Source organism: Vibrio sp. J502, from assembly GCF_025397955.1.
Taxonomy (GTDB): Bacteria; Pseudomonadota; Gammaproteobacteria; order Enterobacterales; family Vibrionaceae; genus Vibrio; species Vibrio anguillarum.
This window is the reverse complement of record NZ_CP104555.1, coordinates 238283-261334: the sequence shown is the minus strand read 5'-3', so window position 1 is coordinate 261334 and position 23052 is coordinate 238283. Positions and strand designations below refer to the sequence as shown.

Sequence of the window (23052 nt, the reverse complement as noted above, 5' to 3'; positions counted from 1 at the left end):
GGTGAGCTTCAGAAATTGGCGAAATTTACCGTATAACTTCGGTGGCAACTAGAAATACGTTTTTCCAACCTAATTACGTTCTATATGAGCATGGTCTGCCCCTTTTACTTCGGATTAGATTTGGTAGGGGAAACGCACGCTCCTAACTTTTGTTGAGTATTTAGCCTAACGAATTTCGGGGCAAAAGTGTTTTAGTAAGCCATACCAATCATAATAAATGGCACACTATCAACGCTCACGAAACTAATTCCCTCCCCCTAAAAGGGGGAGGAACAGAACGGTATACAGACCGAAGACATCCTTTACAAAATAAACTGAAGGCATGCTTTACATAAGTCGGCACTCAAAAATAGTGTGAAATAGTCAAATAGCGGGCACGGATGTGCTCTATCAGCAAGCGGACTTTATTCGGGGGTTGGCGAGTAAAGGGATACACGGCATATATACCCAATTTTTTGCCCACTTGTTCCGGGAAAATATCCACTAGTTGGCCGTTCCGAAAATCATGATAAACCAAACAGCGTGGTACATAAGCAATGCCGTGGCCGCCTAAAGCCGCTTTTCTCAATGCCGTGGCATTATCCGTAGAAAAGCAGCCCGAGACTGTGACAATGTAGTTTCCTTTGCGACCTTTAAATTCCCACTCGCTCGCGCCTGTGGTTTGGTAGGCATATTGAAAGCAGTTGTGGTTGACTAAATCTTCCGGTTTTAACGGTTTTCCATTTTTCGCAATATAAGAGGGAGAAGCGCACACAACCCACTGTGAGTCTAAAATATGCCGCGCAATTAGGCTTGAATCTTCCAAGTAACCAGTGCGGATCACTAGGTCAAAACCTCCTTCCACTAAATCAACAAAACGGTTATCAAGCGACATGTCTACCGTTAAGCCGGGGTGTAAATTGCAAAATTCCGCAACCGCGTCGGCCAATATTAGATCGCCTGATATGGTGGGTACCGACATTTTGATGTGGCCGCTGACATTTTCACCAAACCCAGCCACCGCATCGACGGCTTCTTGAGTGGCAAGCTTCACATTTTTCGCACCCTGTAACAATGCCTTGCCCGCTTCAGTCAGAGTTAATTTACGCGTAGTTCGATATAATAGCTGCACGCCTAACTCTTCTTCTAAACGCGCCATTCTTTTACTAACTACTGAATTTGTAAGGCTATTCTGTTCTGCTACTTTACTAAAACTTCCCAGTTCCATCACTTGTGAAAACAATATTAGGTCGTCTGCTCGCATCTTATTATGTCAATTTTGGAATTAATTATTTTCATTATTTCCCTATATCCATAAAAAATAAAGGAGTAAATTCACCCCGAATTAACAAAAACATCACAAATATAATAATTTAGCTACCCGACGTGGCCGAAAGGTCTGTAGCCCCTACAGGATGTCTGCTCCTCAACTATCCTACTATTTAGAGCTAGTACGAAGAGCACACTTTACGAGGAAGTATCCAATGAACGAAACCTTACTGGCACTAGTGGCCTTCTCCCCCATAGTGGTGGCAGCGATTCTTTTAGTCGGGCTCAACTGGCCTGCGAAAAAGGCGATGCCCGTGGCTTTTGCGTTAACCGTGGCCATCGCCCTCACCTTTTGGGATATGTCGGCAAACCGCGTGCTCGCTTCTGTTTTGCAAGGGTTCGGTATCACGATTTCCGTGCTCTGGATTGTGTTTGGCGCAATCTTCCTACTCAACACCTTAAAACACACTGGTGCTATCACCACCATTCGTAACGGTTTTACCGATGTTTCGGCTGATCGCCGTGTGCAAGCCATTATCATTGCGTGGTGTTTTGGCTCTTTTATTGAAGGCGCTTCTGGTTTTGGTACACCGGCGGCTATCGCGGCTCCGTTGCTGGTTGCGATTGGCTTTCCCGCATTGGCTGCCGTATTGATGGGGATGATGATCCAATCCACTCCTGTCTCTTTCGGCGCAGTGGGCACACCCATTATTGTTGGGGTAAACAAGGGCTTAGATACGCACAACATCACCGAAACGCTGATCAGCAACGGTTCAAGTTGGGATGTGTATTTACAGCAAATCACCGCCAGTGTCGCCATCACCCATGCGATAGTCGGTACATTGATGCCAGTATTAATGGCGATGATGTTGACGCGCTTTTTCGGTAAAAACAAAAGCTGGACCGAAGGGTTAGATATTTTGCCTTTTGCGATTTTCTCTGGCTTGGCTTTTACTGTGCCTTACGCGCTAACGGGCGTCTTTCTTGGCCCAGAATTTCCCTCATTAATCGGTGGCTTGATCAGCTTGGCACTAGTTGTCACGGCTGCGAAAAAAGGCTTTTTAGTACCAAAATCACAATGGGATTTTCCAGAAGAGAAATCGTGGCCCGCAGAGTGGTTAGGCTCATTAAAAATTGATATTGAGGAGATCAAAGCTAAACCGATGGGCCTTGCATTAGCTTGGACTCCCTATGTTCTGCTCGCGGTTATCCTTGTGGCAAGCCGTGTGAGCAGCGAATTTAAGTCACTGCTGGCTGGAGTGAGCCTATCCTTTAACAACATTCTGGCTGAAACGGGCGTCAGCACGGCCATTCAACCGCTTTATCTTCCCGGTGGCATCTTGGTTTTTGTCGCGTTACTGGCAGTAATATTACAGTCACGCAGTGCGACACCACTCATCAAAGCATTCGGTGAATCAAGCAAAACGCTGATCGGTGCGGGCTTTGTGTTGGTATTTACTATCCCTATGGTGCGCATTTTTATTAACTCTGGCGTCAATGGCGCAGAGCTTGCGAGCATGCCTGTCACTACCGCCAATTTTGCCGCGGGTTTAGTCGGTGATGCCTTCCCTGCATTAAGTGCCACCGTTGGTGCACTTGGGGCGTTCATCGCAGGCTCAAATACGGTGTCGAACATGATGTTTAGCCAGTTCCAGTTTGAAGTGGCGCAAACACTCTCTATCTCCAGTGTGATGATCATTGCGCTACAAGCTGTTGGCGCAGCGGCGGGCAATATGATTGCGATTCACAACGTCGTCGCGGCATCAGCAACGGTCGGTTTATTGGGCCAAGAAGGAGCGACGCTGCGCAAAACCATTATCCCAACTTTCTACTACCTTGTGATGACTGGCCTTATCGGTTTAGTGGTGATTTACGGCTTTAATATGACCGATGTACTAATGACCCCGCAACCCTAAGTTTGGTAATGTGATTTGGTATCAACTTGGTTTTTATAACCATTAATCTTGTGTAATAAATGCAGAGCTCGCTAGGCGGCGGCTCTGTACAAATTAGGATTCAATCTATGATTATTTCAGCCTCCACCGACTATCGCGCTGCCGCGAAAGCGAAATTGCCTCCTTTTCTGTTTCATTATATTGATGGTGGCTCATACGGTGAGCACACGCTCACACGCAATACTGCGGATTTGGCCGACATCGCACTACGCCAACGCGTGCTTAATGACATGTCAGAGCTCAGTTTAGGAACACAACTGTTTGGCGAACAGCTTGCAATGCCGATTGCCCTTGCCCCTGTTGGTTTAACTGGTATGTACGCGCGGCGCGGCGAAGTGCAAGCGGCGCGCGCGGCTGAAAATAAAGGCATTCCTTTTACACTGTCCACCGTATCGGTTTGCCCGATCGAAGAAGTATCATCGGCGCTGGCTCGGCCGATTTGGTTTCAACTCTACGTGCTTAAAGATCGCGGTTTTATGAAAAATGTGTTGGAGCGCGCCAAAGCCGCGGGGGTAAAAAACCTCGTGTTTACCGTGGATATGCCCGTTCCCGGCGCGCGTTACCGCGATATGCATTCTGGCATGAGCGGCCCTAATGCGGCGATGCGCCGAGTGTTTCAAGCGATGAAACACCCAAGCTGGGCGTGGGATGTCGGCTTGCTCGGCAAGCCACACGATTTAGGCAATATTTCTGCCTACCGTGGCACGCCGACTAAATTGGAAGACTACATTGGTTGGCTTGGTGAAAATTTTGATCCTTCCATTTCATGGAAAGATTTAGAATGGATCCGCGACTTTTGGGACGGCCCGATGATCATTAAAGGCATTCTAGATACAGAAGATGCCAAAGACGCGGTGCGATTTGGCGCTGATGGCATTATCGTATCCAACCACGGTGGTCGCCAGCTTGATGGAGTGTTGTCAACCGCCAAAGCCTTACCTGCGATTGCTGATGCGGTGAAGGGCGACCTGAAAATTCTGGTCGATTCGGGGATTCGCACTGGGCTTGATGTGGTACGCATGCTGGCACTGGGCGCGGACTGTACGCTGCTGGGTCGCTCGTTTGTTTATGCATTGGCGGCGCAAGGTCAAAGCGGCGTTGAAAATTTGCTCGATTTATATGAAAAAGAGATGCGCGTTGCCATGACCTTAACCGGAGCGAAAACCATTGCCGATTTGTCACGAGACTCGTTAGTCAAACTTTAATCTCATGATGACAAACCAACGGTAGCCGCACGTTAACCTATCCACAACCTCAATTTAAAATGGGAAACAATGATGGCCAGCACTCTTTCAGACGCCACCTATCGTCAACTGGAAACGCAACTCGCTACACGTATCGATCCTGAGCGCATCATCACGCAGCAGGCAAAACGCCTTGCTTATGGCACTGATGCCAGTTTCTATCGCTTGGTGCCGAAAATTGTGCTGCGCTTACAAAGCCTTGATGAGGTCATTTTTGCCATTAAAAGCTGCCGCGAGCTTGGCGTTCACTGCACGTTTCGCGCCGCTGGCACCAGTTTATCTGGTCAGGCAGTTTCTGATTCGGTCTTGATCGCCTTAACCGATGACTGGCGCGGCCATCGCATTCACGATGAGGGCAAAAAAATCACCCTACAACCGGGGGTCATCGGAGCCGATGCCAACAAATACCTTGCCCCTTTTCAACGCAAAATCGGCCCAGATCCAGCCTCAATTAACACCTGCAAAATTGGTGGAATCGCCGCCAATAACGCCAGTGGTATGTGCTGCGGCACCGCGCAAAATTCTTACCGCACTGTCGATAGTATGAAGATCGTCTTCGCAGACGGTTCCGTGCTCGACACCGCAAACCCAGAAAGCATCGCTGCATTCAAAATCGCTAAACCCGAATTAATTGAAGGTATTGCTCAACTTCATGCACAAACGGCGCAAAATCACACACTATCAAGGCTTATTCACCACAAATATCGCCTAAAAAACACCACTGGCTACGCCCTAAATGCTCTCGTTGATTACTCTGATCCGATTGAAATTATTGAACATTTGATGATTGGGTCGGAAGGCACACTCGGTTTTATTGCCGACATCACCTACAACACCGTCATTGAGCACGCGCACAAAGCCTCGGCGCTGCTTGTCTTTGCTGATATTGAGCAGGCTAGCCAAGCGGTTACGACCCTGTCCAAAACCCCAGTTGCGGCAGTGGAAATGATGGATGGACGCGCGATGCGCTCTGTCGCTGACAAAGCTGGCATGCCCGCATTTATTGCGCAATTGGATCTAGAAGCCGCTGCGCTGCTGATTGAGTCTCACGCCAGCGATCACGCGGCCCTTCATTCACAATGCAGCGCCGTGATGGCAGCACTAAGCGACTACCAGATCATCGAATCCGTACCATTCACCTCTGATACCAAAACGGTGGCAACCTTATGGGGCATTCGCAAAGGGATGTTCCCTGCCGTCGGCGCGGTGCGCGAAGTAGGGACAACCGTCATCATTGAAGATGTGGCGTTTCCGGTAGAAAGCCTTGCCAATGGTGTGCGCGATTTGCAGGCTCTGTTTGATCACTACCACTATCACGAAGCCATCATCTTCGGCCACGCTCTGGAAGGCAACTTGCATTTTGTCTTTACACAAGGCTTTGATAGCCAAAGTGAAATCGACCGCTACGGCGCATTTATGGATGAAGTGGCCGAACTAGTGGCAGTGAAATATCAAGGCTCACTCAAAGCCGAGCACGGCACGGGCCGCAACATGGCACCGTATGTGGAATTGGAATGGGGCAAAGACGGTTACGCCTTAATGCAACAAATCAAAACACTGTTTGATCCACAAGGCTTGCTCAACCCCGGCGTTATAATCAACGATGATCCGCGTTCCCACTTAGCTAACCTAAAGCCGATGCCAGCGGCCGATGCCTTGGTCGATCGCTGCATCGAATGCGGGTTTTGCGAACCTGTTTGTCCGTCTCGCACGCTATCACTCTCGCCCCGTCAACGAATCGTCTTGTACCGCGAGCTACAACGTCGACGCGCGCAAGGTGAAACGGTAGAAGCTTCTGAGCTTGAAAAAGTCTTTGAATACCAAGGATTAGACACCTGCGCCGCAACTGGCTTATGCGCTGAGCGCTGCCCTGTTGGTATCAACACTGGCGATTTAGTGAAAAAGCTGCGCACCGCGAAATACCAAAAATTCATCCCCATTGCTACATGGACGGCGGATCACTTTGCCGCCACCACAGCCGTGGCTAAAATCGGCCTCAGTGCCAACCAATTGGCTAGCAAATGGCTGGGCGAGAAGTTAGTCGGCGGCGCAACCAACGGCTTGCGTAAACTCAGCAAAGGCAAAACGCCTATTTGGTATCCACAACTGCCGCAAGCCAATCATCAGAACTTAGCCATTGCAGTAGAAAACCTGCCGCGCCGTGAGAAAAAAGTTGTCTATCTGCCCTCTTGTGCGAGCCGAAATATGGGCCAGCAGAACAGCGCGGGCGATCAGCGGCCATTAACCGAAGTGACCTTATCGCTGCTTAACAAAGCAGGATATGAGGTGATTCTACCTAATGAGCTCAACAGCCAATGTTGTGGCATGCCCTATGACAGCAAGGGAATGAATGAGCTTGCGCAGTCAAAAGCGCAGCAGTTAGAAGCCGCGTTATGGCAAGCTAGCCAACAAGGGCGATATCCGGTATTGATGGATACCAGCCCGTGTGCAAAACGCAGTATTGAACAATTTACCAAACCACTGGAGATCTTAGAACCCGTCGGTTTTGTCAATAAGTATCTGCTGGATTCTTTAGCTATCAAAGTCAAAGAAGAAACTGTGATGCTGCATATCACCTGCAGTGCGCGCAAAATGGGGTTAGAAGCCGAGATGCTCAAATTGACCCAAACCTGCGTCAGCACAGTGATTGTGCCAGAGCATATTCAATGCTGCGGCTGGGCGGGCGATAAAGGCTTTACCACGCCAGAACTGAATGCGGCGGCCGTTCATCCGCTCAAAGAGCAAGTCCCTGCTCACTGCGAACGCGGATTCAGTAATAGCCGTACCTGTGAAATTGGCCTGTCGCACCACAGCGGCATTCCATATCAATCCATTTTGTATTTGGTTGATGAAGTGTCTAAACCGCTTTGATCTACCCTCAATCTTAAAATAGCTCATTGGATAAAATGGGCTGTTTTTTTGTCTCTTTATCTGGCGTACCTTTACCTCGCATACCAAGAGTGTGTAAATACGCTTTGGGGCTTAAACCAAACTGACTGCGAAAACGTTGATTAAATCGCTGTTCCGATTGGTAGCCGCAACACTGCGCCAATATCGCTATATTTCGTTGGCCACTTTGCATTAAGTTCAGCGCGTGATTCACACGCACTTCAGCCAAAACCTCACGGTAACGGGTGCCATGTTGCTTTAAGCGTCGAATTAAGGTCGCGCGGCTCATGGCAAAGTGCGTTGCTACCCGTTCAAGTGGATGTTCTTCTTCTGGTGACTGGGCGAGGTAGTTTCTCAGCTTCTGCTCAAAGGGTAGAGAATTACTCTCAAAGAGCCAATGCAGTACACCTTGCTCAGCCAATTGTTGGTATAACACCATCAGTAGATAGGCTTGGGTTTCTTGGCTGATTAACGAAAGATCGAACGAGGCGAGCGCATTGAGCGAACTTTTCAGTGAGGGGCTGGTTGAAATCACAGGCCACATAACTGGGCGATCATGATTTGCGCTTAACGCAAGCATCGCCTCGGTCGGGCGGTAGGTGAAACTGAACAGCCTTGAAGAGAAGTAACCGTGTTCTGGTAAATTTTCGAAACTGAGCGAAGCTGAGGCCTCACACAACAATAACGAAGTGCTCGATAGATTAGTGGCCTCTTCTTTATGAAACAGTTTTTTACTGCCAGATTGGATCTGAATCAAGCTTGGAGAGTGAATCCTCACATTTCTCAGCCTTTGTTGCTGAGCGGCTCGAAAGGTGGTGACTTGGTATTGGTGATTCATCACTCCCCCATGAATTAGCGTGTATAGGTTGCGGTCAGCGTCGCTTTTTCTAACGCCAAACTATTGAGGGTAAACCCAACCACCGCAGGTGATACATCGGCCGCCAAATTGAGTTTTTCCGTCGGGAGAGCCCATACCGTAAACTGGTAACGGTGCATTCCGTGCCCTTCTGGCGGACAAGCACCACCAAAACCAACGCTGCCATAATCGATACGTGTTTCTATTGCACCGAGCTTTTTGACTTCAACCCCACGTGCTAGCTCACTCACTGTCGCTGGAATATCCAGCGCAATCCAATGCCAAAAGCCACTTCCTGTCGGAGCATCTGGATCAAAAGCCGTAATAGCAAAACTTTTGGTTCCTTGTGGTGCATCGGTCCAAATTAAGTGCGGCGAAAGATTCTCCCCAGCACAACCCCAGCCTGAAAATTCAAAGGTTTTTGCCATCGGGTTACCTTCTTGGATATCACGGCTGCTGAGTTGCAAAGCATTTGCCATCCCTGCAAATAATAAGCTGGTGGTTAACGTCGTGGTGACGATGGCCGAGCTAAAAATCGTCGAGTTCATTGTTTTCTCCTATGAATAAGTTCATGAACAAGTCTAGCAGCATCACCCATACAACATCCGACAGAAAGTATCATTTTAACGCTTTAAAGATTGAACAGTGATACTTTTTGTTGGCCCCATTCCTCTACCATCTTCGAGAGACTACTGGAGAGGACTGCTATTGATAATATTACGCACAATTAAGTTTACACACATATCGAGACTATTTTTGAGCCAATACTCTCATAGGCTCATATGCTTTATGAGGCATTTATTGCCACATAGAGGAGATCAAAATGCAATTATCAATACGTCTACTTGGCTTAATAGCAGCAGTGGTGTTGAGTTCTACTCAAGCGACTGCTTCAATAGAAAAAGAATCACTCCCCACCATTGCGGATAAAGTAATCCATCCGCATTCTTTAACAACCCACCAATCTCTAACCACTCACTATCCAATTCATTCGCCGGGAGCCAGCTTTATTAAGGTCCACTTTGATAAGTTTCAGCTCAGCAAAGGGGGAAGCGTCACACTACGCTCTCCACACAGCAATGAAAGTATCACCTACGACAGTTCAGAGAACGGGCCTTTATTTGCCCGCTCGATTAATGGGGATAGCGTTATCGTGGAGTGGAAAACTGGTGAACATCCTGACCAAGCACAGATCTCAATTGACTATTTTATGGCTGGGAATGAAAGTGCCACGTTATCACAACCGAACCTAGCCGCTGATAATTCTGGGTTGTTCTCAACCTGTGGCATCAATGAAAGAAAAGATGTTGCTTGTTGGAGCGACTCACACCCTGAAAAAGTGGCGTGGAGTAGCGCCGTAGCAAGGCTACTGATTGATGGCCGTAGTTTATGCACAGCTTGGCGTGTCGGGCCCAATAATCACATGATCACCAATAACCACTGTGTATCAACAGCCTCTGAACTAAAAAATACTGAAGTATGGTTTAATTACCAACGCACAACTTGCGGCGGTAGCTTGGATACCACAGTAAAGGTCATGGGCGATCAGTTATTAAGCACCGATTATACCTTGGACTACACATTATTCACGGTGGCTAATTTCGAGCAGCTAGGACAATTTAGTTACTTAGGCTTAGACAATTCAGAGCCCAGCTACGGCACGAGTATTTATATTCCACAACACGGCGCTGGTAACCCCAAAGAGTTGGCGATAGAAAGCGATCAAAATGGCTCTGGCATGTGCCAAATTGATATAGCCTCTACCAATGGTCGCGGTGCCAATACCGACACAGGGTATTTTTGTGACACTATTGGCGGCTCTTCTGGTTCACCTGTATTGGCCTCTGAGAGCCATAAAGTCATTGCACTACACCACTTTGGGGGGTGTGAAAACCAAGGGGTCAAAATCAGCAAAATCTGGCCTCAGGTTGCACCATTCTTTGATAACCAGTTGCCCGTAGGGAAAAAAGGAGGCACTCCACCTCCGCAAGATGGCGTCATCCAGCGTGGGCAAAGCATTACTGGCATCACCTTGAGCAAAGGCCAACAAAAACGATTCATTTTACCTGCATCAGAACGCCAAGCAGCGGTAAAAATTTCGATAACCTCTGGGCAAGGCGATGCCGATCTCTATACCCTTTCAGGCAATCCACCGACCAAAAGAGTCTTTGATTGTCGGCCTTACCAATCAGGAAGTAATGAGCAATGTCTAGCAGAGCCAAATGCTGAGGATCTGCATATCATGATCGACGCATACTCGAATTTTTCTGATGTAACGTTACAGGTAGAATAAAACTGAAAATTAGCTGACCAACCACTTGCAAGTCGCAAGTGGTTGGTCATAGTTTAAAACTCTTGGTTCATTTTTAGCAGGCTGTTGAGTAATACTGCTTCTTCGTTTGCATCCAAGTATCTCGTCAGATCTTTCACTAACTCCACATGCAACTGATTATGCTGGCGATGAATTTTCTGACCTTCCGCGGTTAAAGTCACGACAATCGATCTTCTGTCATCCGGGTGCGCGCCGCGTTCAATCAACTTAGCATTCACTAACTTCTCTATTTGAACGGTGAGCGTACCAGTTGTGATACCGAGCTTTTGCGCTAACTCTTTCATTCTCAGCGCGCCATGAATACCTAACACCTCGATGGTGTGGATCTGCGCCAGAGAGTAGCCGGTGTCTCGCACCACAGATTGCTCCCATGAGGACATCTTGTCGTAAAATTCCGTTAATTGTTGATTCAGTTTTTCGATATTACTCATCATGCCATCGGGTGAACTTCAAGGGTAAGGTGGTGGATTTTATCAAACTTCGCCAGTATTTGTTTATATTCTGCCACGGTTTTATCAACATGAGATTCTAAGATAATCGCAGCTGAGTAGTGATGACCACTGATTTTCCAAATATGGAGATCTTTAATCACCGCAAATGCGGCTAGCTCTTCTTCAATTAAACGTCGATAGGGTTGCTCGATGCTTTCATCTAATAAAATGGGGCTAGTCTGCTTGATAAGAACTATTGTCCACTCAGCAATCACGGCAGCGCCGACGATGCCTACAACAGAATCTAACCAGTTCCAGCCATAATATTTTCCAAACAAGAGCGCCACAATCGCCAGAAGAGAAGTCAAGGCATCGGCAAGAACATGCAAATAGGCAGCTCGTAAATTGTGATCGTGATGGTCATGGTCATGGTCATGGTCATGGTCATGGTCATGGTCATGGTCATGGTCATGGTCATGGTCACTATGATGGTGGTGATGCTTATCATGCAACAATAGCATGCTCACTAAGTTCACCAGCAAGCCAATGATGGCGACAATAATCGCTTCATTAAATTGAATCGCTTCGGGATTGAATAAACGATGAACCGATTCCACCACCATCAGCAACGCCACAATACCTAATGCAATCGCACTGGTGTAGCCTCCCAACACACTCACTTTACCTGTACCAAATGAGAACTTCTCACTGTGTGCATGCTTTCTAGCATAACGGTAAGCAAACAGCGTAATGCAGAAAGCAGCCGCATGAGTACCCATATGCCAACCATCGGCAAGTAAAGCCATCGAACCGAAAATAGTACCAGAAATGATCTCCGCTACCATGGTGACAAGCGTGAGCAAAAGAACGTAAAACGTGCGTTTCTCATTTTGGTCTGCGCTAGCGATAAAGTTATGACGATGCTCGGTAGTAAACTGCAAAATCCCACCCACTTAGTTTGACGATCAAAATATTTGATTTAAATTTAGTTTGATCATCAAACATTGTCAACAAACTCTGTCTATTAGTACCGAAACCATTGGGGGAAATAGGCTAAGTGGAAAGTAGAGGTAGGAAGGGAGAACGAGAGCCCTCCTCCGTTGAGAAGGAGAGCTGGAAGGAATTACCACATCAAATCATCAGGGACTACGAAATCCGCGTACGGATCATCTTCAGCAGGTAGAGATTCATCGGCAGTTTTATTTTCGATAATGCTCTCTTCATCACGCATGAAGATTTTATCCGCTACCACACCCGGGATGACAGCATAGCCATCTTCATAACGCGCGATAGCCAGGATTCCTTTACTCAGTTGATCACGAACCAATGAATCGACATAAAGTGACTTCACCAACTTACCATCAACAAAGTTGTATTTGATTTCACCGTGTTTTAGATCCAGCTTATTCATCTCAATCAGTTGTTTTACTTGAGCACGAATTTCTTTGCTCAACAACTGCTCTTTTTGCTGTTTATTCAGTGCCTTGTCGCGCTCTTGTTGCTCGACTTTATTCGCTTCTACTGCCGCTTTCACTTCACGTGCTTGCACGCGCGATTTTTTAGAGCTCTTTTTCGCTTTGCTGAGTTTTTTGGCGTTAACTAAACCCGCTTTTAGCATTTGCTCTTGTAGAGATAAGGTTGCCATGATCAATCCAAGTCAGTTATTTGCTGGTGAGTTTAACGGTTCATGGCGAGTGAATAAAGAGCGCTGTAGTTATCTTATTCATCCTAACGAGCAAAAAATGCTTTTCTAAACTCATAACGCTGCTTTGCCGCGTAGCGTACCCATTCTTCTGTCGAAAGGGTGGCATAGGCTGTCTTTCTCTGGTTTGAGAGCATCTTTTCTAACTGCGCTAACGCTTGCTGGTAGTCAATGACTTGAGCAGCCTGCGCTTGTTGCTCGATTTGGCGATGGGCCACCTCACTGCGCTCATGTTCATTTAAGTAAAGTTCGGCCAAACCTTGTTGTACTTCTAAGCGCTGTTCTAACGATAAATGTTGAGGGATCAGCCGAATCGCTTGTTCATAGCGTGCATTACCTGTGTTTAATGAAAAGGCATCCCATTGATATTGATGCTGTGTAAGCCGCTGTTCAATGCTCTGCAACGCCTCTTCTACGGAAGCAATGCCTTCGTAGTCATTGGGTTGCTGTACAAAATCATCATAAGCGTACTGATCAGCAAACAAGATATCCGCTTGTCGCCCCCATACTTGTTGATCAATCGATTTTACATAAGCCATTTTGTCACCTAATTCCGTATCCTGACTGATGAGTTCCATTCCAAGCAACGCGTCACGTTCCGCCTGTTTTTGCCAATAGAGTGCAACCAGCTCATAGCGTTCATGGGGCAACTGCGTTTGTAATTGTTGTAGCCGCGCAGCGCACACATTTTGCTGACGACACTGTTGCCAAAACTGCTCTATTCTCTCTCTCAGCGCTTTGCCTATTTCTGTTTGCAGCGTTTCACCAACGAGTGTCCACTCTTCATGGGTTTGATGATCGCGATTAGCCAGCAAAGCAACGCTACTTTGCTCTGGCAAACGCACCGTGCCCGGCAATGCAACCTCAATTCTATTGGGGGGTGTTTGGATAGTGGGAAACTCATCCCTCTTCACCCACCAATAACTTGCGCTGCCGACTAAGGCAACGCAGATCAATAACCTAACCCAACGCATCTAGCGGATCTCAGCTTTAACCGGAAAGTGATCCGATAAATTGTAATGCTGCCATAAACGCTCGTCCGTGGTTCTTGGCACCAGCACAGTATTGCGGTTTTGTTGTTCGCTTGGTTGTGCAAACTCTTGGCTTACCACCACATAATCGAGGTACTCCACGTTTTCACCACCGGATAAGGGTTCTCCTGCAAAATCATTGATACGCGGATCAAACGTTGATTCGGTATAGCCTGCGTAGCTAGGTTCGGTTGACGCAAGATTCGCGAGCATGTTTTGATAGTCATCGGCAAATTTACGTTTATTCACGTTAAAATCACCGCCATAAATCACCGTTTCTGTGCTGGGAATAGAGAACGATTGTGCAAAACTGCGCATCTGTCTGAACTGACGTTGACGATAATCGCGAGCGGTATCGGTATCAAACGAGGCAGTATGCGTTGCAAACAGATGATAAGCCTGACCATTTTTGATGATTTCAGCATAATTCACCCCTTTATCAGCAAAACAGTCAGTTCCCGAGCAATCAGGGAAGACATATTGTCCTTGGTTAACAATTGGGTAGCGGCTGACGATGATCACTCCACCGTCATGGATATTCACCCCAGACTTATCGAGCATCTTCGTTTGGTACGGATACTCTTTTGCCAGCTCTCGAAGAAAGGCATCACGCCCCGCAACAAACACTTCTTGCAGCATTACGGCATCATATCCTTTGATGTGTTGAGGGATGATAGCAAAACGCTCGGCAATATTTGAAGCAATCACAGGTAACGCCCAAACGTTATAGGTCATCACTTTTAAGGTCTCAGCGTCGGGTGTTTCTTCTGTATTCGTTGGCGTAATGGTGTAATAAATATCGTCGTAACGAGTGGTGCTGACGGATTTAAACGCAAGCTCGGTTGGACGTTCAATCAACTGCGTTGAGTAATAACGATGAACCGCACGATCATTTTGCCACTGAAGAGGAACATCTCGTGCTTGTACCCCATGCTCAATGCTTGAGTTATACCAATGGCCTTCCATCTTCTGCTGTAAAGAGAAAACCTGCCCTTGCAGCAAAGTCACCATGGTTTCAAATTGGTACGTTTTGCCAGATTTCACCCCTTGCCAGCGGTTAAAGCTGAGCACCATTTTAGTTTCCCACGGGCCTAGCGTTTCACTGTGTTGCTGCCATTCACTGCCTTGTTGCAACTGATCAGATCCGGTCTGTTTCACGGCAATAGACATTGGCAGCGCAGAGTTATTGGTTAAATAAATATCGGTGTCCGCCAATACCACATGAGCAGCAAGAGACAACCCAAATAGCATGACTTTATTAATAATCTTCACGTTTTCATCCTTTAACTGTGAAAAAATAAATTAAGCCATCCCCCTATGAAATATTGATGTAAGAAATACGACAGTTTGAGTACTCCAAGAAAGGTCACGAAAAATATAAAAACTATTGAACGATTTATCGATATTTTTTCTTTCAAGGCAAATTTTAGCGTTATACTGCCCGCCCCAAATTGTGAGAGGATTTTTTGTGGAACGTGAAATGTCAGTGATCATTGGTTTGTGTAACCCTAAAAGCCCAACCAACGTAGGTGGTGTGATGCGCGCGGCAGGTTGCTACCAAGCATGCGCGGTTCGCTACAGTGGTGAGCGTTATGATCGCGCAGTGAAATTTCAAACCGACACAAAAAACATTCAAAGTAAAATCCCGCTCACCGCGATGGTAGAGATCACGCAGGACTTGCCAAGTGAGATGAAAATCGTCTGTGTTGAACTGGCAGAAGGGGCGACACCACTGCCCGAGTTTATTCACCCGGAAAAAGCGCTGTATGTGTTTGGCCCTGAAGATGGTTCTATTCCACAAGAGATAGTTAACCAAGCCAGTGAGGTTGTATACATCCCAACAATTGGTTGCATGAATTTGGCCGCGAGCGTCAATGTGCTGCTGTATGATCGCTTGGCAAAATCCAAGCTCGATATTGACCACAGCCAACGTATTCTGAGCAGCCGAGATGTGAAAAATCGTTTGAAGTTTAAACGTGCTGATCAACCTACCACTTAAGGCTGCAATCGAAGCCAATGAAACAAGCGAACGTTCTTCACTCAATAAAGCCTAACGCTCACTTATTTCATTGGCAGTCATAACGGCCAACTCTCGCTAACGAATATCCAGCTGTTTAAGAACCGATGGATAACCCCACCCATCTTCACCAACTTTAACTTCGTCTCCCGTTAAATAGTGATAAAGAGTGGGCGCAAGTGAGCCATTTTCGACTGAACCGAGCGGCGTGGCTTGATTGCAAATTGGGCTCCCCCAAAAACCGATAAAAGCATCTTTTTCTAGATAGCTTTCACCCGCATGACGCCCCGGAACTTTAGTATTAAAGCCAACGCCCTCTTTAGGAAATAGGTTAATGGTGCCCGCACGGTCGTCTTCATAAATAGCAGCGAGCTGATTAACCGAATCTGGACGGGGCGTAAAACGTGTTAACTCTCGCCACTGCGCACTTGAGCACCACGTCTCAGCTTGATTCGCTTTAGCGTGATAAACGCAACGTTCGACGAGTTGTGCATAATGTTCTAGCTCGTCAGATGAAGGAGGCGACAAATAAGCATTTAGCTGCTGAACGCCAAGCAGCAATGGCTGTTCCGATTTAGCAAAATAGCGCAGTTTATCACCCTTTTTTTCAATCCACTCATCCACTCGTTTACCTTGCCGCTCGCCAACCAACCGTACAGAACAGTCCGTTAAATCACATGGTTTTTCTCTCACGACTAAATAATCTAGGCTTTCAGCAAGTCGCGCTACGGTTTCATCGATCACATCAACCTGCTGCCCTAGCTTAGAATGGATCGGTTGCCAACGGATCAGCTCTTGATAAACCGGTTGAACTTCCCATCCAGCTTCTGCATTAAAGAAATCCATCATAAAATTTCCACCCGCAGTGGAAGCGACGACCACATCAATCCCTTTGTTTGACGGCGCGTTAATCGCATTCGTCATTTTTGGCCCTTCTCCCTCATCCGATGAGATTTTCTTCACCTTGAGTTTTATTCCCAGTTGCGACGCTAGCGGTTCAAAGATCTGTTTTTCTGGATTGAGGGAGAAATAAACAGGAGCTAAACCATGATCGCCAGCCATGCCCCATAACGTGCGGTTATATACTCCCGCGTCTTGATAGGTTGCTTCTATTTGCGCTAGCCAGTAATCGAGGCGGTTTAGTTCCCCAGTTGGCATGATGACTTCATCGCTAAATGGGCCGCTAAAATGAGCAAAATGATCCGGCCATGGATTATAAATCAGCGTATAGTCGGGCATTCCTTTCAGTTCTTTTTGTGCAAGTTGTTTCAACTGGTTAGCAAGCACTTGATGGCGAGTCCAGCGAGTATAAAAATCCCACTTGCTTATCTGCTGATAGCGCGTGACCTCTTCAACTAATGTCGCTCGCAACTGTTGAAGTTCACGTTCGACAATCGCGCGCTCTTTCAGCTCACGCACACACCGCTTTTCACCAAAATCACGTAGTGCCTCACCCGCCCCCAAATTCACTAAACCATCATAAGTGGTGTGAGCATTCCAATCGTATTGCGCATTGCAGTTGAGGGTGTTGAGGTAAGCGAGGCGATCAAACATCGTTTGTACTTGGTTTTTAACCAGTAAGCGATCAAGCTGCAGTGCATCATTACCAAAAAAGTAATAAGCTCGGTCGGTTGGGCGATCAACAAAGTGAAAATTGGGTATGCCTGTACCGCCTTGGCCGGACACCTTCGCTCCTGTTTTTATGATCGGTAAATTACGCACACTGATCGTTGGTGTTGATGAAATACCCACTTGAGTAATAGAAGCGCGATGATCACGATACAAGCGTTTAAAAAACGGCAAGTAATGTGGATCGTGGTAAGGCTGCTCAGCCAATATCTGCATGAAACGTACTTGCTGCTGATGTTCGGGTTGAACCACCTCCATTGAAGAAGGCTTAGTGCTCAATCGATTGTTGTGATCTTGGTGAGCTTTGCGGATAAATGGCTTACTCGGGTCAACCAAACCTTCGATCAGCCCTTGTTGCAAACCATCCACGGTGATCTGCACTGCCATACGACGTTGTTGCTGAGAGCGGAGAAACGCAACCAATGCTTGAGGATCATCATCAAGTGCTTTTTGTAACCAGGAATTTAGTGCTTGTTCACGCTCTTGCTGATAGACAAATTGACGGTAGCCTTTTAATACGTTCATACGCACAAAATCAATCAAAGTAACCGTGATTGCCTCTGCTTTGTTGTTCACACGTGCTGTATTTTCTGGCTTTGCATCTTCTAATACCCCAAAAAGGGCTTGCTTCATCTCTCCTTCATCCATCCCATTAGCAGCCTGACTAATGATTTGGATCACTATCGGTTGGATTTTATTAATCAGCAATCGATCGGGTTCACTTGACGTCAGATATTGATAGTGATCCGGCAATCTCTCAAGCTGTTGCCACTCACCAATTTCAACCAAGGCATCATATACAGTCACCATGGCCGCAATAAATTGGGCATCCACTTTAATCCCTTCATGATGCCCTTGATCTTTAATATTTTCTTTTTGTTCACTCACCACCTCTTCCCCATAATGGTAGAGGCTATGCTCGAATCCCTTTAAAACCTTTGCGTCATAAACAGTACTTAAATACTGTTTAAATACATCATCATTTTCTAACCCCGTATAACGATCATAATATTGATATATACCCGTGATCATTGAAGATGCTTGATTTTCAATAGAATCAGGATCATGCTACAAACCATGAAAATCACACTGACTCCTCAACAGAAACTGCAACTCGAACAGATGCACGACATTGAGCGTGATAGTCGAGTTTGCGACCGTATTAAGGCTGTTTTGCTGGCTTCTGAAGGCTGGAGTCAGACTATGATTTCACAAGCTCTTCGTATTCATGAATCGACCGTTGCACGTCACCTCAGTGACTACGTACTTTCTGAAAAACTTAAGCCTGAGAATGGAGGAAGCCAAAGCAAGCTTTCTGCTATTCAAACCATGCACCTAATCGAGCATTTGACTGAGAAAACCTATTCTCATACTCATCAAATTGTCGCCTATGTTAAAGAGACGTTTGGGCTTGATTATACTGTTTCTGGTATGAACAAATGGCTTCACCATAATGGTTTTAGCTACAAGCAACCGAAAGGCATACCACACAAGTTTGATGAAGCAAAACAGCAAGCATTCATAGAGGCGTATGAAGCGCTAAAGGCAAGCTGTGGCGAGGATGAATCGATAGTCTTTATCGATGCAGTTCACCCAACACTATCAACAAAGATATCGCATGGCTGGATACGTACTGGTCAGGATAAAGTGATTGAAACAACGGGTAATCGTAGCCGATTGAACATTATTGGCGCACTGAACCTGTCGGATATTGGTGCAACCATTGTTCACGACTATGAGAGCATTAACAGTGAATCGATTGTTCGTTTTTTCTGTAAGTTAAGAGAGAGTTATTCGTTAGCCCATAAGCTTCATATCATATTAGATGGTGCGGGATATCACCGCAGTGACTTAGTCAAAGATGCGGCGTTTGTCCTGAATATTAAACTGCATTATCTTCCACCTTACAGTCCAAACCTCAACCCAATAGAGCGGCTATGGAAAGTAATGAATGAGAAGTCGAGGAACAACGTTTACTTCAAAAGAAAACGGGACTTCAAGGCGGCAATAGACCAATTTTTTTCTGTGACTCTTCCAGAGATCGCAGGCTCTTTGACATCTCGAATTAATGATCATTTTCAGGTTCTCAAGCCTGCATCTTCAAGTTGATTCGGTATAAAAAGTAGCCCAGCGGGATGGCGTAAGTTGGGTTAGAAATTTGTGCAATAACGCGAGCTTTTGTTTTTGCATCTAAAGGCAACATAAGGATATAGCTATCGAGTGTTACCCCGGCGATGGTAAATAAGGTCGAATCACGGGCAAAGCGCGTTGAATAGCTTAAAGACGACGCCATTTGATTTTTCAATATTTGCGCCGAATTGAACAGCCCGCCAACCACAGGCGCGTCACTGATAGCAGCGAAAGAGGTTGATGAAAGTAAAGAGGTTAAGAGTAACGCGATGGGTTTTAGCCGCCCAAAAGAATAAAATATCATACTGTTTTCCCTACAGTTATTGCATGCGCACATTGTGGCAAGCTTACTCGTAAGGTCAAGCCGTAAGTTATATTTACGTTATAACTCGGCCATATGTCCACATCAAAAGTAATGATACTAATTGACTATTCGATAATGACGAGTTTCATTGCCTTTTTACCGATTCGATTCTATAAATAATGCAAATAAAAATAAATAAAACTCTCATCACACGATAGAGAAACTTGGCTTAATTCGTTTTTTACTTATTTAATTCGGGGGCAGTATCATGCGCACCAATCAACCTGTTACACAAAAGGAAGTCAAGTTTCCACCTAGCTATAATTTATTATCGGTCACTAAACCAAGCAGCCATATCACTTATGCCAGTAAAGAATTTTGTGAGGTCGCTGGCTATTCATTAGAGGAACTAACAAACCAGCCTCACAATATGGTGCGACACCCTGACATGCCAGCAGAAGCGTTTAAAGATATGTGGGAGCACTTAAAACGCGGCCAATCTTGGATGGGTATCGTCAAAAATAGATGTAAAAATGGCGATCATTATTGGGTTGATGCGTTTGCTTCTCCGATAGTCGAAAATGGCAAAACGGTTGAGTTTCAGTCAGTACGTTTGTGTCCAAGTCGAGAACACATCACCAACGCAGAAAAAATCTACGCGCAGCTCAAAGCGGGAAAAACACCTAGGCGACTCAAGCTACCTCGAACTCGTTTATGGCAGCGCTTAGCCCTAACTTTATTACCCATCGCGGGTATCAGCTTTGTTGCAGATACTTTCCTTCCCGGCATAGGTTTAGTATTGATGTTATTACTGTCAATGGTTGCAGGTTATAGTTTAACTCGCCGCTTAGAATCGCTCAGTGCCGAAGCCCGCAAGGTGTTTAATAACCCACTAATGGAATTGGTGTATAACAACCATATTGATGACATTTCTGAAATCAAATTGGCCTTAAAAATGCGCCAGTCTGAACTCAATGCGGTCGTTGGACGCATCCAAGATTCAAACCAACAAATTAAAGATGCAGCTCAATCGTCCTCTAAAAATAGCGAAACTACGGCGATCAATTTAGAGGGGCAAACACGAGAAACAGAACAAGTTGCCGCCGCGATCAATGAAATGCACTCTACCGCGAATGAAATTGCACAAAATGCGCAAAGTGCATCAGACGCAACAGAGAAAGCAAAATTGGCCGCCGAAGAAGGCATGGATTCGGTAAAAGATACATTGAATGCAATGCAACAGCTCGCCACCCAACTAGACAGCGCCTCATCGGTTGTCACGCAACTATCAGAACATGGGAAAACCATTGGCCAAGTGTTAATTGTGATCCAATCTGTCGCTGAACAAACCAACCTGCTTGCACTCAACGCCGCTATTGAAGCTGCTCGGGCTGGCGAGCAAGGCCGTGGATTTGCGGTCGTCGCCGACGAAGTTCGCACCTTGGCACAACGCAGCCATGAGTCCACTAAAGAGATCCAAAATGTCATTGCGCTGATTCAAACCAGTACCCACCAAGCTGTCGATGCAATGCATGAAGGCACACAATTATCTAAATTATGTGTTAATAGTGCCAATGTCTCTGGTGATAAACTCAATATGCTACTTACTCAGGTGATTGATATTACGGATAGAAATGAACAAATTGCCACAGCCGTAGAAGAGATGGCACGCGTTACTGAAGATATGAACTCAAGCGTTCAATCGATCAGTGATGTCTGTGTTGCGACCAATATTTTGGCCAGTGATACACGAGATGAATGTGAGAATTTAGTGGAAAACCTTGGTTCTCAAGGACAATTAGTTAGCCAATTTAGAAAGTTATAATTTCATGCCCTACCAGCCCTCTAACGAGGGCTTTTTATTAACGGTAGATAGACTTTGTGGACCCTCGCACAATTAAATCGATAGGAGGTAACCTAGTATCGTGCCTTTCACCACTGAGCAAGTTGAGAATGGAATACGCACACACCGCACCGATCTCTTCAATTGGTTGGCGAGCGGTAGCACGATGTTCAGAGCAACCAATCAGAGACTGCTGACCAGCCAAAGCTCGCGCTGAAGGATGCAGTTTTTTCCATAAACCCGCGCGTATTTTTACCCGTAAAATACGCGTCACAGCATCATCAATTCGGCTCTGGCTCAGTACTCCACTTTTGGCATCGCTCACCGCCTGACGATAGACTGATTGCCAATGTCACGGATAGGGATCATTAAAATATCGTTACCCGCATTGATAGCGTAAGTCGCATTACCATCGGTACATTTACTGACTTCAGAATGACCATGCCAATCGGTTACGACTAATCCATCAAAGCCCATTTGATCTTTCAAAACATCAGTGAGTAGGTACTTGCTGTCATCAATTTTGAGGTTGTAATCACCTGAAATGTGCGGTGCGTGATCGTAGTTCGCTTGGTTATCCCACGAATTAAATGAAGACATCACCACTTGCGCACCTGCATTAAGGCCACTGAAATAGCCCATGGCATGCACGTTACGCAGCAGATTTTCACTGTAAGTATTGCTGCCACGATCAACACCATTCACTGTACCGCCATCGCCCACCCAATGTTTGACGTTTGAGATCACATGATGCTCACCTTGTAAGTCAATGGCGTCACCTTGCAAACCTGCGACCATTTCGCTGGCATAAACATAAGCCACTTCAGGGTCTTCAGCGTAACCTTCATAGCAGCGCCCCCAACGCAAATCACGAGGGGTGGCCACGGTTGGTGCAAAGGTCCAATCAATACCCGTCGCGGCGATTTCCAGCGCGGTAATACGGACAATTTTGCGAATTAAGGCAGGATTGCGCGCGCACCCCAACGCAATATTGTGCGGAAATACGGTTGCACCAAAGACGTTATTGTGGCCGTGTACTGCGTCAGTCCCCCACATAAACGGAATATGAAATGGGCGACCTTGATAAGCTTTTTCTGCGGTAAACCAGTATTCATCCACTTGTCACCAACGTAAATGTCACCGGCAGTAATCGACTCCAGCCCCGCTAACATGCGTAATGTGGTTGATTTTCCGCAACCCAATGGGCCAAGAAATACCGCAAACTCAGCATCATTCGCCGTGAAATCAAAATGCCTAACAACATCCATATGACCAAACGACTTCTTAATGTTCTTAAATTCAACTTTTGCCATCATTGTTCTCCTTCACACTGCGCCTTCTTTCAACAAAACCACGCCAGCGTGAGTAACTAAAATGAGGGATTGAAGGCCAATTAGCCTTTTACTGCACCGGATGTTAGTCCGCTTATCATCTGTTTGGA

15 protein-coding genes and 5 pseudogenes are annotated in these 23052 nt (G+C 46.2%); 7 read left to right on the top strand and 13 right to left on the bottom strand.

Annotated features, from left to right (window positions below):
• Positions 1-343: 343 nt before the first annotated feature.
• A complete protein-coding gene (locus N5E84_RS16965; RefSeq protein WP_013868134.1) occupies positions 344-1243 on the bottom strand; it encodes a LysR family transcriptional regulator in 900 nt (299 codons plus the stop codon).
• A 220-nt stretch (positions 1244-1463) separates the two neighbouring features.
• On the opposite strand from N5E84_RS16965, the gene N5E84_RS16960 reads away from it, so the two are divergent.
• The 3 genes from N5E84_RS16960 (at position 1464) to N5E84_RS16950 (ending at position 7318) form a co-directional block, all read left to right on the top strand.
• Complete coding sequence (locus tag N5E84_RS16960) at positions 1464-3164, top strand: L-lactate permease (protein WP_164732801.1); 1701 nt, start codon at positions 1464-1466, stop codon at positions 3162-3164.
• Between the two features lie 107 nt (positions 3165-3271).
• The gene (gene lldD / locus N5E84_RS16955) at positions 3272-4408 is read left to right on the top strand and encodes an FMN-dependent L-lactate dehydrogenase LldD (RefSeq protein ID WP_069211999.1); all 1137 of its coding nucleotides are present in this window, start codon (positions 3272-3274) and stop codon (positions 4406-4408) included.
• 69 nt (positions 4409-4477) lie between these two features.
• Positions 4478-7318 (top strand): FAD-binding and (Fe-S)-binding domain-containing protein, encoded by a 2841-nt coding sequence (locus tag N5E84_RS16950; RefSeq protein ID WP_069211998.1) that lies wholly within the window; start codon positions 4478-4480, stop codon positions 7316-7318.
• A gap of 13 nt (positions 7319-7331) precedes the next feature.
• Here the strand turns inward: N5E84_RS16950 and N5E84_RS16945 are convergent, their stop codons facing one another.
• Complete coding sequence (locus N5E84_RS16945; protein ID WP_212756370.1) at positions 7332-8174, bottom strand: helix-turn-helix transcriptional regulator; 843 nt, start codon at positions 8172-8174, stop codon at positions 7332-7334.
• A 14-nt stretch (positions 8175-8188) separates the two neighbouring features.
• Positions 8189-8740 carry a YbhB/YbcL family Raf kinase inhibitor-like protein gene (locus tag N5E84_RS16940; protein WP_069211996.1) on the bottom strand — a complete coding sequence of 184 codons (552 nt, stop codon included), beginning with the start codon at positions 8738-8740 and terminating at the stop codon, positions 8189-8191.
• A gap of 275 nt (positions 8741-9015) precedes the next feature.
• Here N5E84_RS16940 and N5E84_RS16935 point away from each other — a divergent pair, with 275 nt between their 5' ends.
• The gene (locus tag N5E84_RS16935) at positions 9016-10485 is read left to right on the top strand and encodes a serine protease (protein ID WP_069211995.1); all 1470 of its coding nucleotides are present in this window, start codon (positions 9016-9018) and stop codon (positions 10483-10485) included.
• A gap of 53 nt (positions 10486-10538) precedes the next feature.
• On the opposite strand, the gene N5E84_RS16930 is transcribed toward N5E84_RS16935, so the two are convergent.
• From N5E84_RS16930 to N5E84_RS16910, 5 genes are all read right to left on the bottom strand, one after another.
• Positions 10539-10955, bottom strand: a complete 417-nt coding sequence (locus N5E84_RS16930) for a MarR family winged helix-turn-helix transcriptional regulator (RefSeq protein ID WP_069211994.1) — start codon at positions 10953-10955, stop codon at positions 10539-10541.
• On the bottom strand, positions 10955-11896 hold the full coding sequence (gene dmeF, locus N5E84_RS16925) for a CDF family Co(II)/Ni(II) efflux transporter DmeF (RefSeq protein WP_116285051.1): 942 nt from the start codon (positions 11894-11896) through the stop codon (positions 10955-10957). Before dmeF ends, N5E84_RS16930 begins: the two co-directional genes overlap by 1 nt.
• A 182-nt stretch (positions 11897-12078) precedes the next feature.
• Positions 12079-12600 carry a DUF2058 domain-containing protein gene (locus N5E84_RS16920; protein WP_026027777.1) on the bottom strand — a complete coding sequence of 174 codons (522 nt, stop codon included), beginning with the start codon at positions 12598-12600 and terminating at the stop codon, positions 12079-12081.
• Between the two features lie 83 nt (positions 12601-12683).
• Positions 12684-13631, bottom strand: coding sequence for a hypothetical protein (locus N5E84_RS16915; RefSeq protein WP_231494643.1), 948 nt, complete (start codon positions 13629-13631; stop codon positions 12684-12686).
• Positions 13632-14939 (bottom strand): sphingomyelin phosphodiesterase, encoded by a 1308-nt coding sequence (locus N5E84_RS16910; protein ID WP_214650816.1) that lies wholly within the window; start codon positions 14937-14939, stop codon positions 13632-13634.
• Positions 14940-15156: 217 nt separating this feature from the next.
• Here N5E84_RS16910 and N5E84_RS16905 point away from each other — a divergent pair, with 217 nt between their 5' ends.
• Positions 15157-15687 carry an RNA methyltransferase gene (locus N5E84_RS16905; RefSeq protein ID WP_410001444.1) on the top strand — a complete coding sequence of 177 codons (531 nt, stop codon included), beginning with the start codon at positions 15157-15159 and terminating at the stop codon, positions 15685-15687.
• 96 nt (positions 15688-15783) lie between these two features.
• Here the strand turns inward: N5E84_RS16905 and N5E84_RS16900 are convergent.
• A pseudogene (locus N5E84_RS16900) lies at positions 15784-18354 on the bottom strand (alkaline phosphatase family protein); the annotation flags it as partial.
• Between the two features lie 57 nt (positions 18355-18411).
• Between N5E84_RS16900 and N5E84_RS16895 the strand changes: the two are divergent.
• Complete coding sequence (locus tag N5E84_RS16895; RefSeq protein ID WP_026027704.1) at positions 18412-19443, top strand: IS630-like element ISVa15 family transposase; 1032 nt, start codon at positions 18412-18414, stop codon at positions 19441-19443.
• A gap of 1 nt (position 19444) precedes the next feature.
• On the opposite strand, the pseudogene N5E84_RS16890 reads toward N5E84_RS16895, so the two are convergent.
• Positions 19445-19801: pseudogene (locus tag N5E84_RS16890) on the bottom strand (nucleotide pyrophosphatase); the annotation flags it as partial.
• 235 nt (positions 19802-20036) lie between these two features.
• On the opposite strand from N5E84_RS16890, the gene N5E84_RS16885 reads away from it, so the two are divergent.
• Positions 20037-21593 carry a PAS domain-containing methyl-accepting chemotaxis protein gene (locus N5E84_RS16885; protein WP_069212034.1) on the top strand — a complete coding sequence of 519 codons (1557 nt, stop codon included), beginning with the start codon at positions 20037-20039 and terminating at the stop codon, positions 21591-21593.
• A 37-nt stretch (positions 21594-21630) separates the two neighbouring features.
• On the opposite strand, the pseudogene N5E84_RS16880 reads toward N5E84_RS16885, so the two are convergent.
• The 3 pseudogenes from N5E84_RS16880 to N5E84_RS16870 form a co-directional block, all read right to left on the bottom strand.
• Positions 21631-21771, bottom strand: a pseudogene (locus N5E84_RS16880) (LacI family transcriptional regulator); the annotation flags it as partial.
• A pseudogene (locus N5E84_RS16875) lies at positions 21748-22733 on the bottom strand (glycoside hydrolase family 3 protein); the annotation flags it as partial. The pseudogenes N5E84_RS16880 and N5E84_RS16875, both read right to left, overlap by 24 nt.
• A pseudogene (locus N5E84_RS16870) lies at positions 22721-22924 on the bottom strand (ATP-binding cassette domain-containing protein); the annotation flags it as partial. The pseudogenes N5E84_RS16875 and N5E84_RS16870, both read right to left, overlap by 13 nt.
• Positions 22925-23052 lie beyond the last annotated feature (128 nt).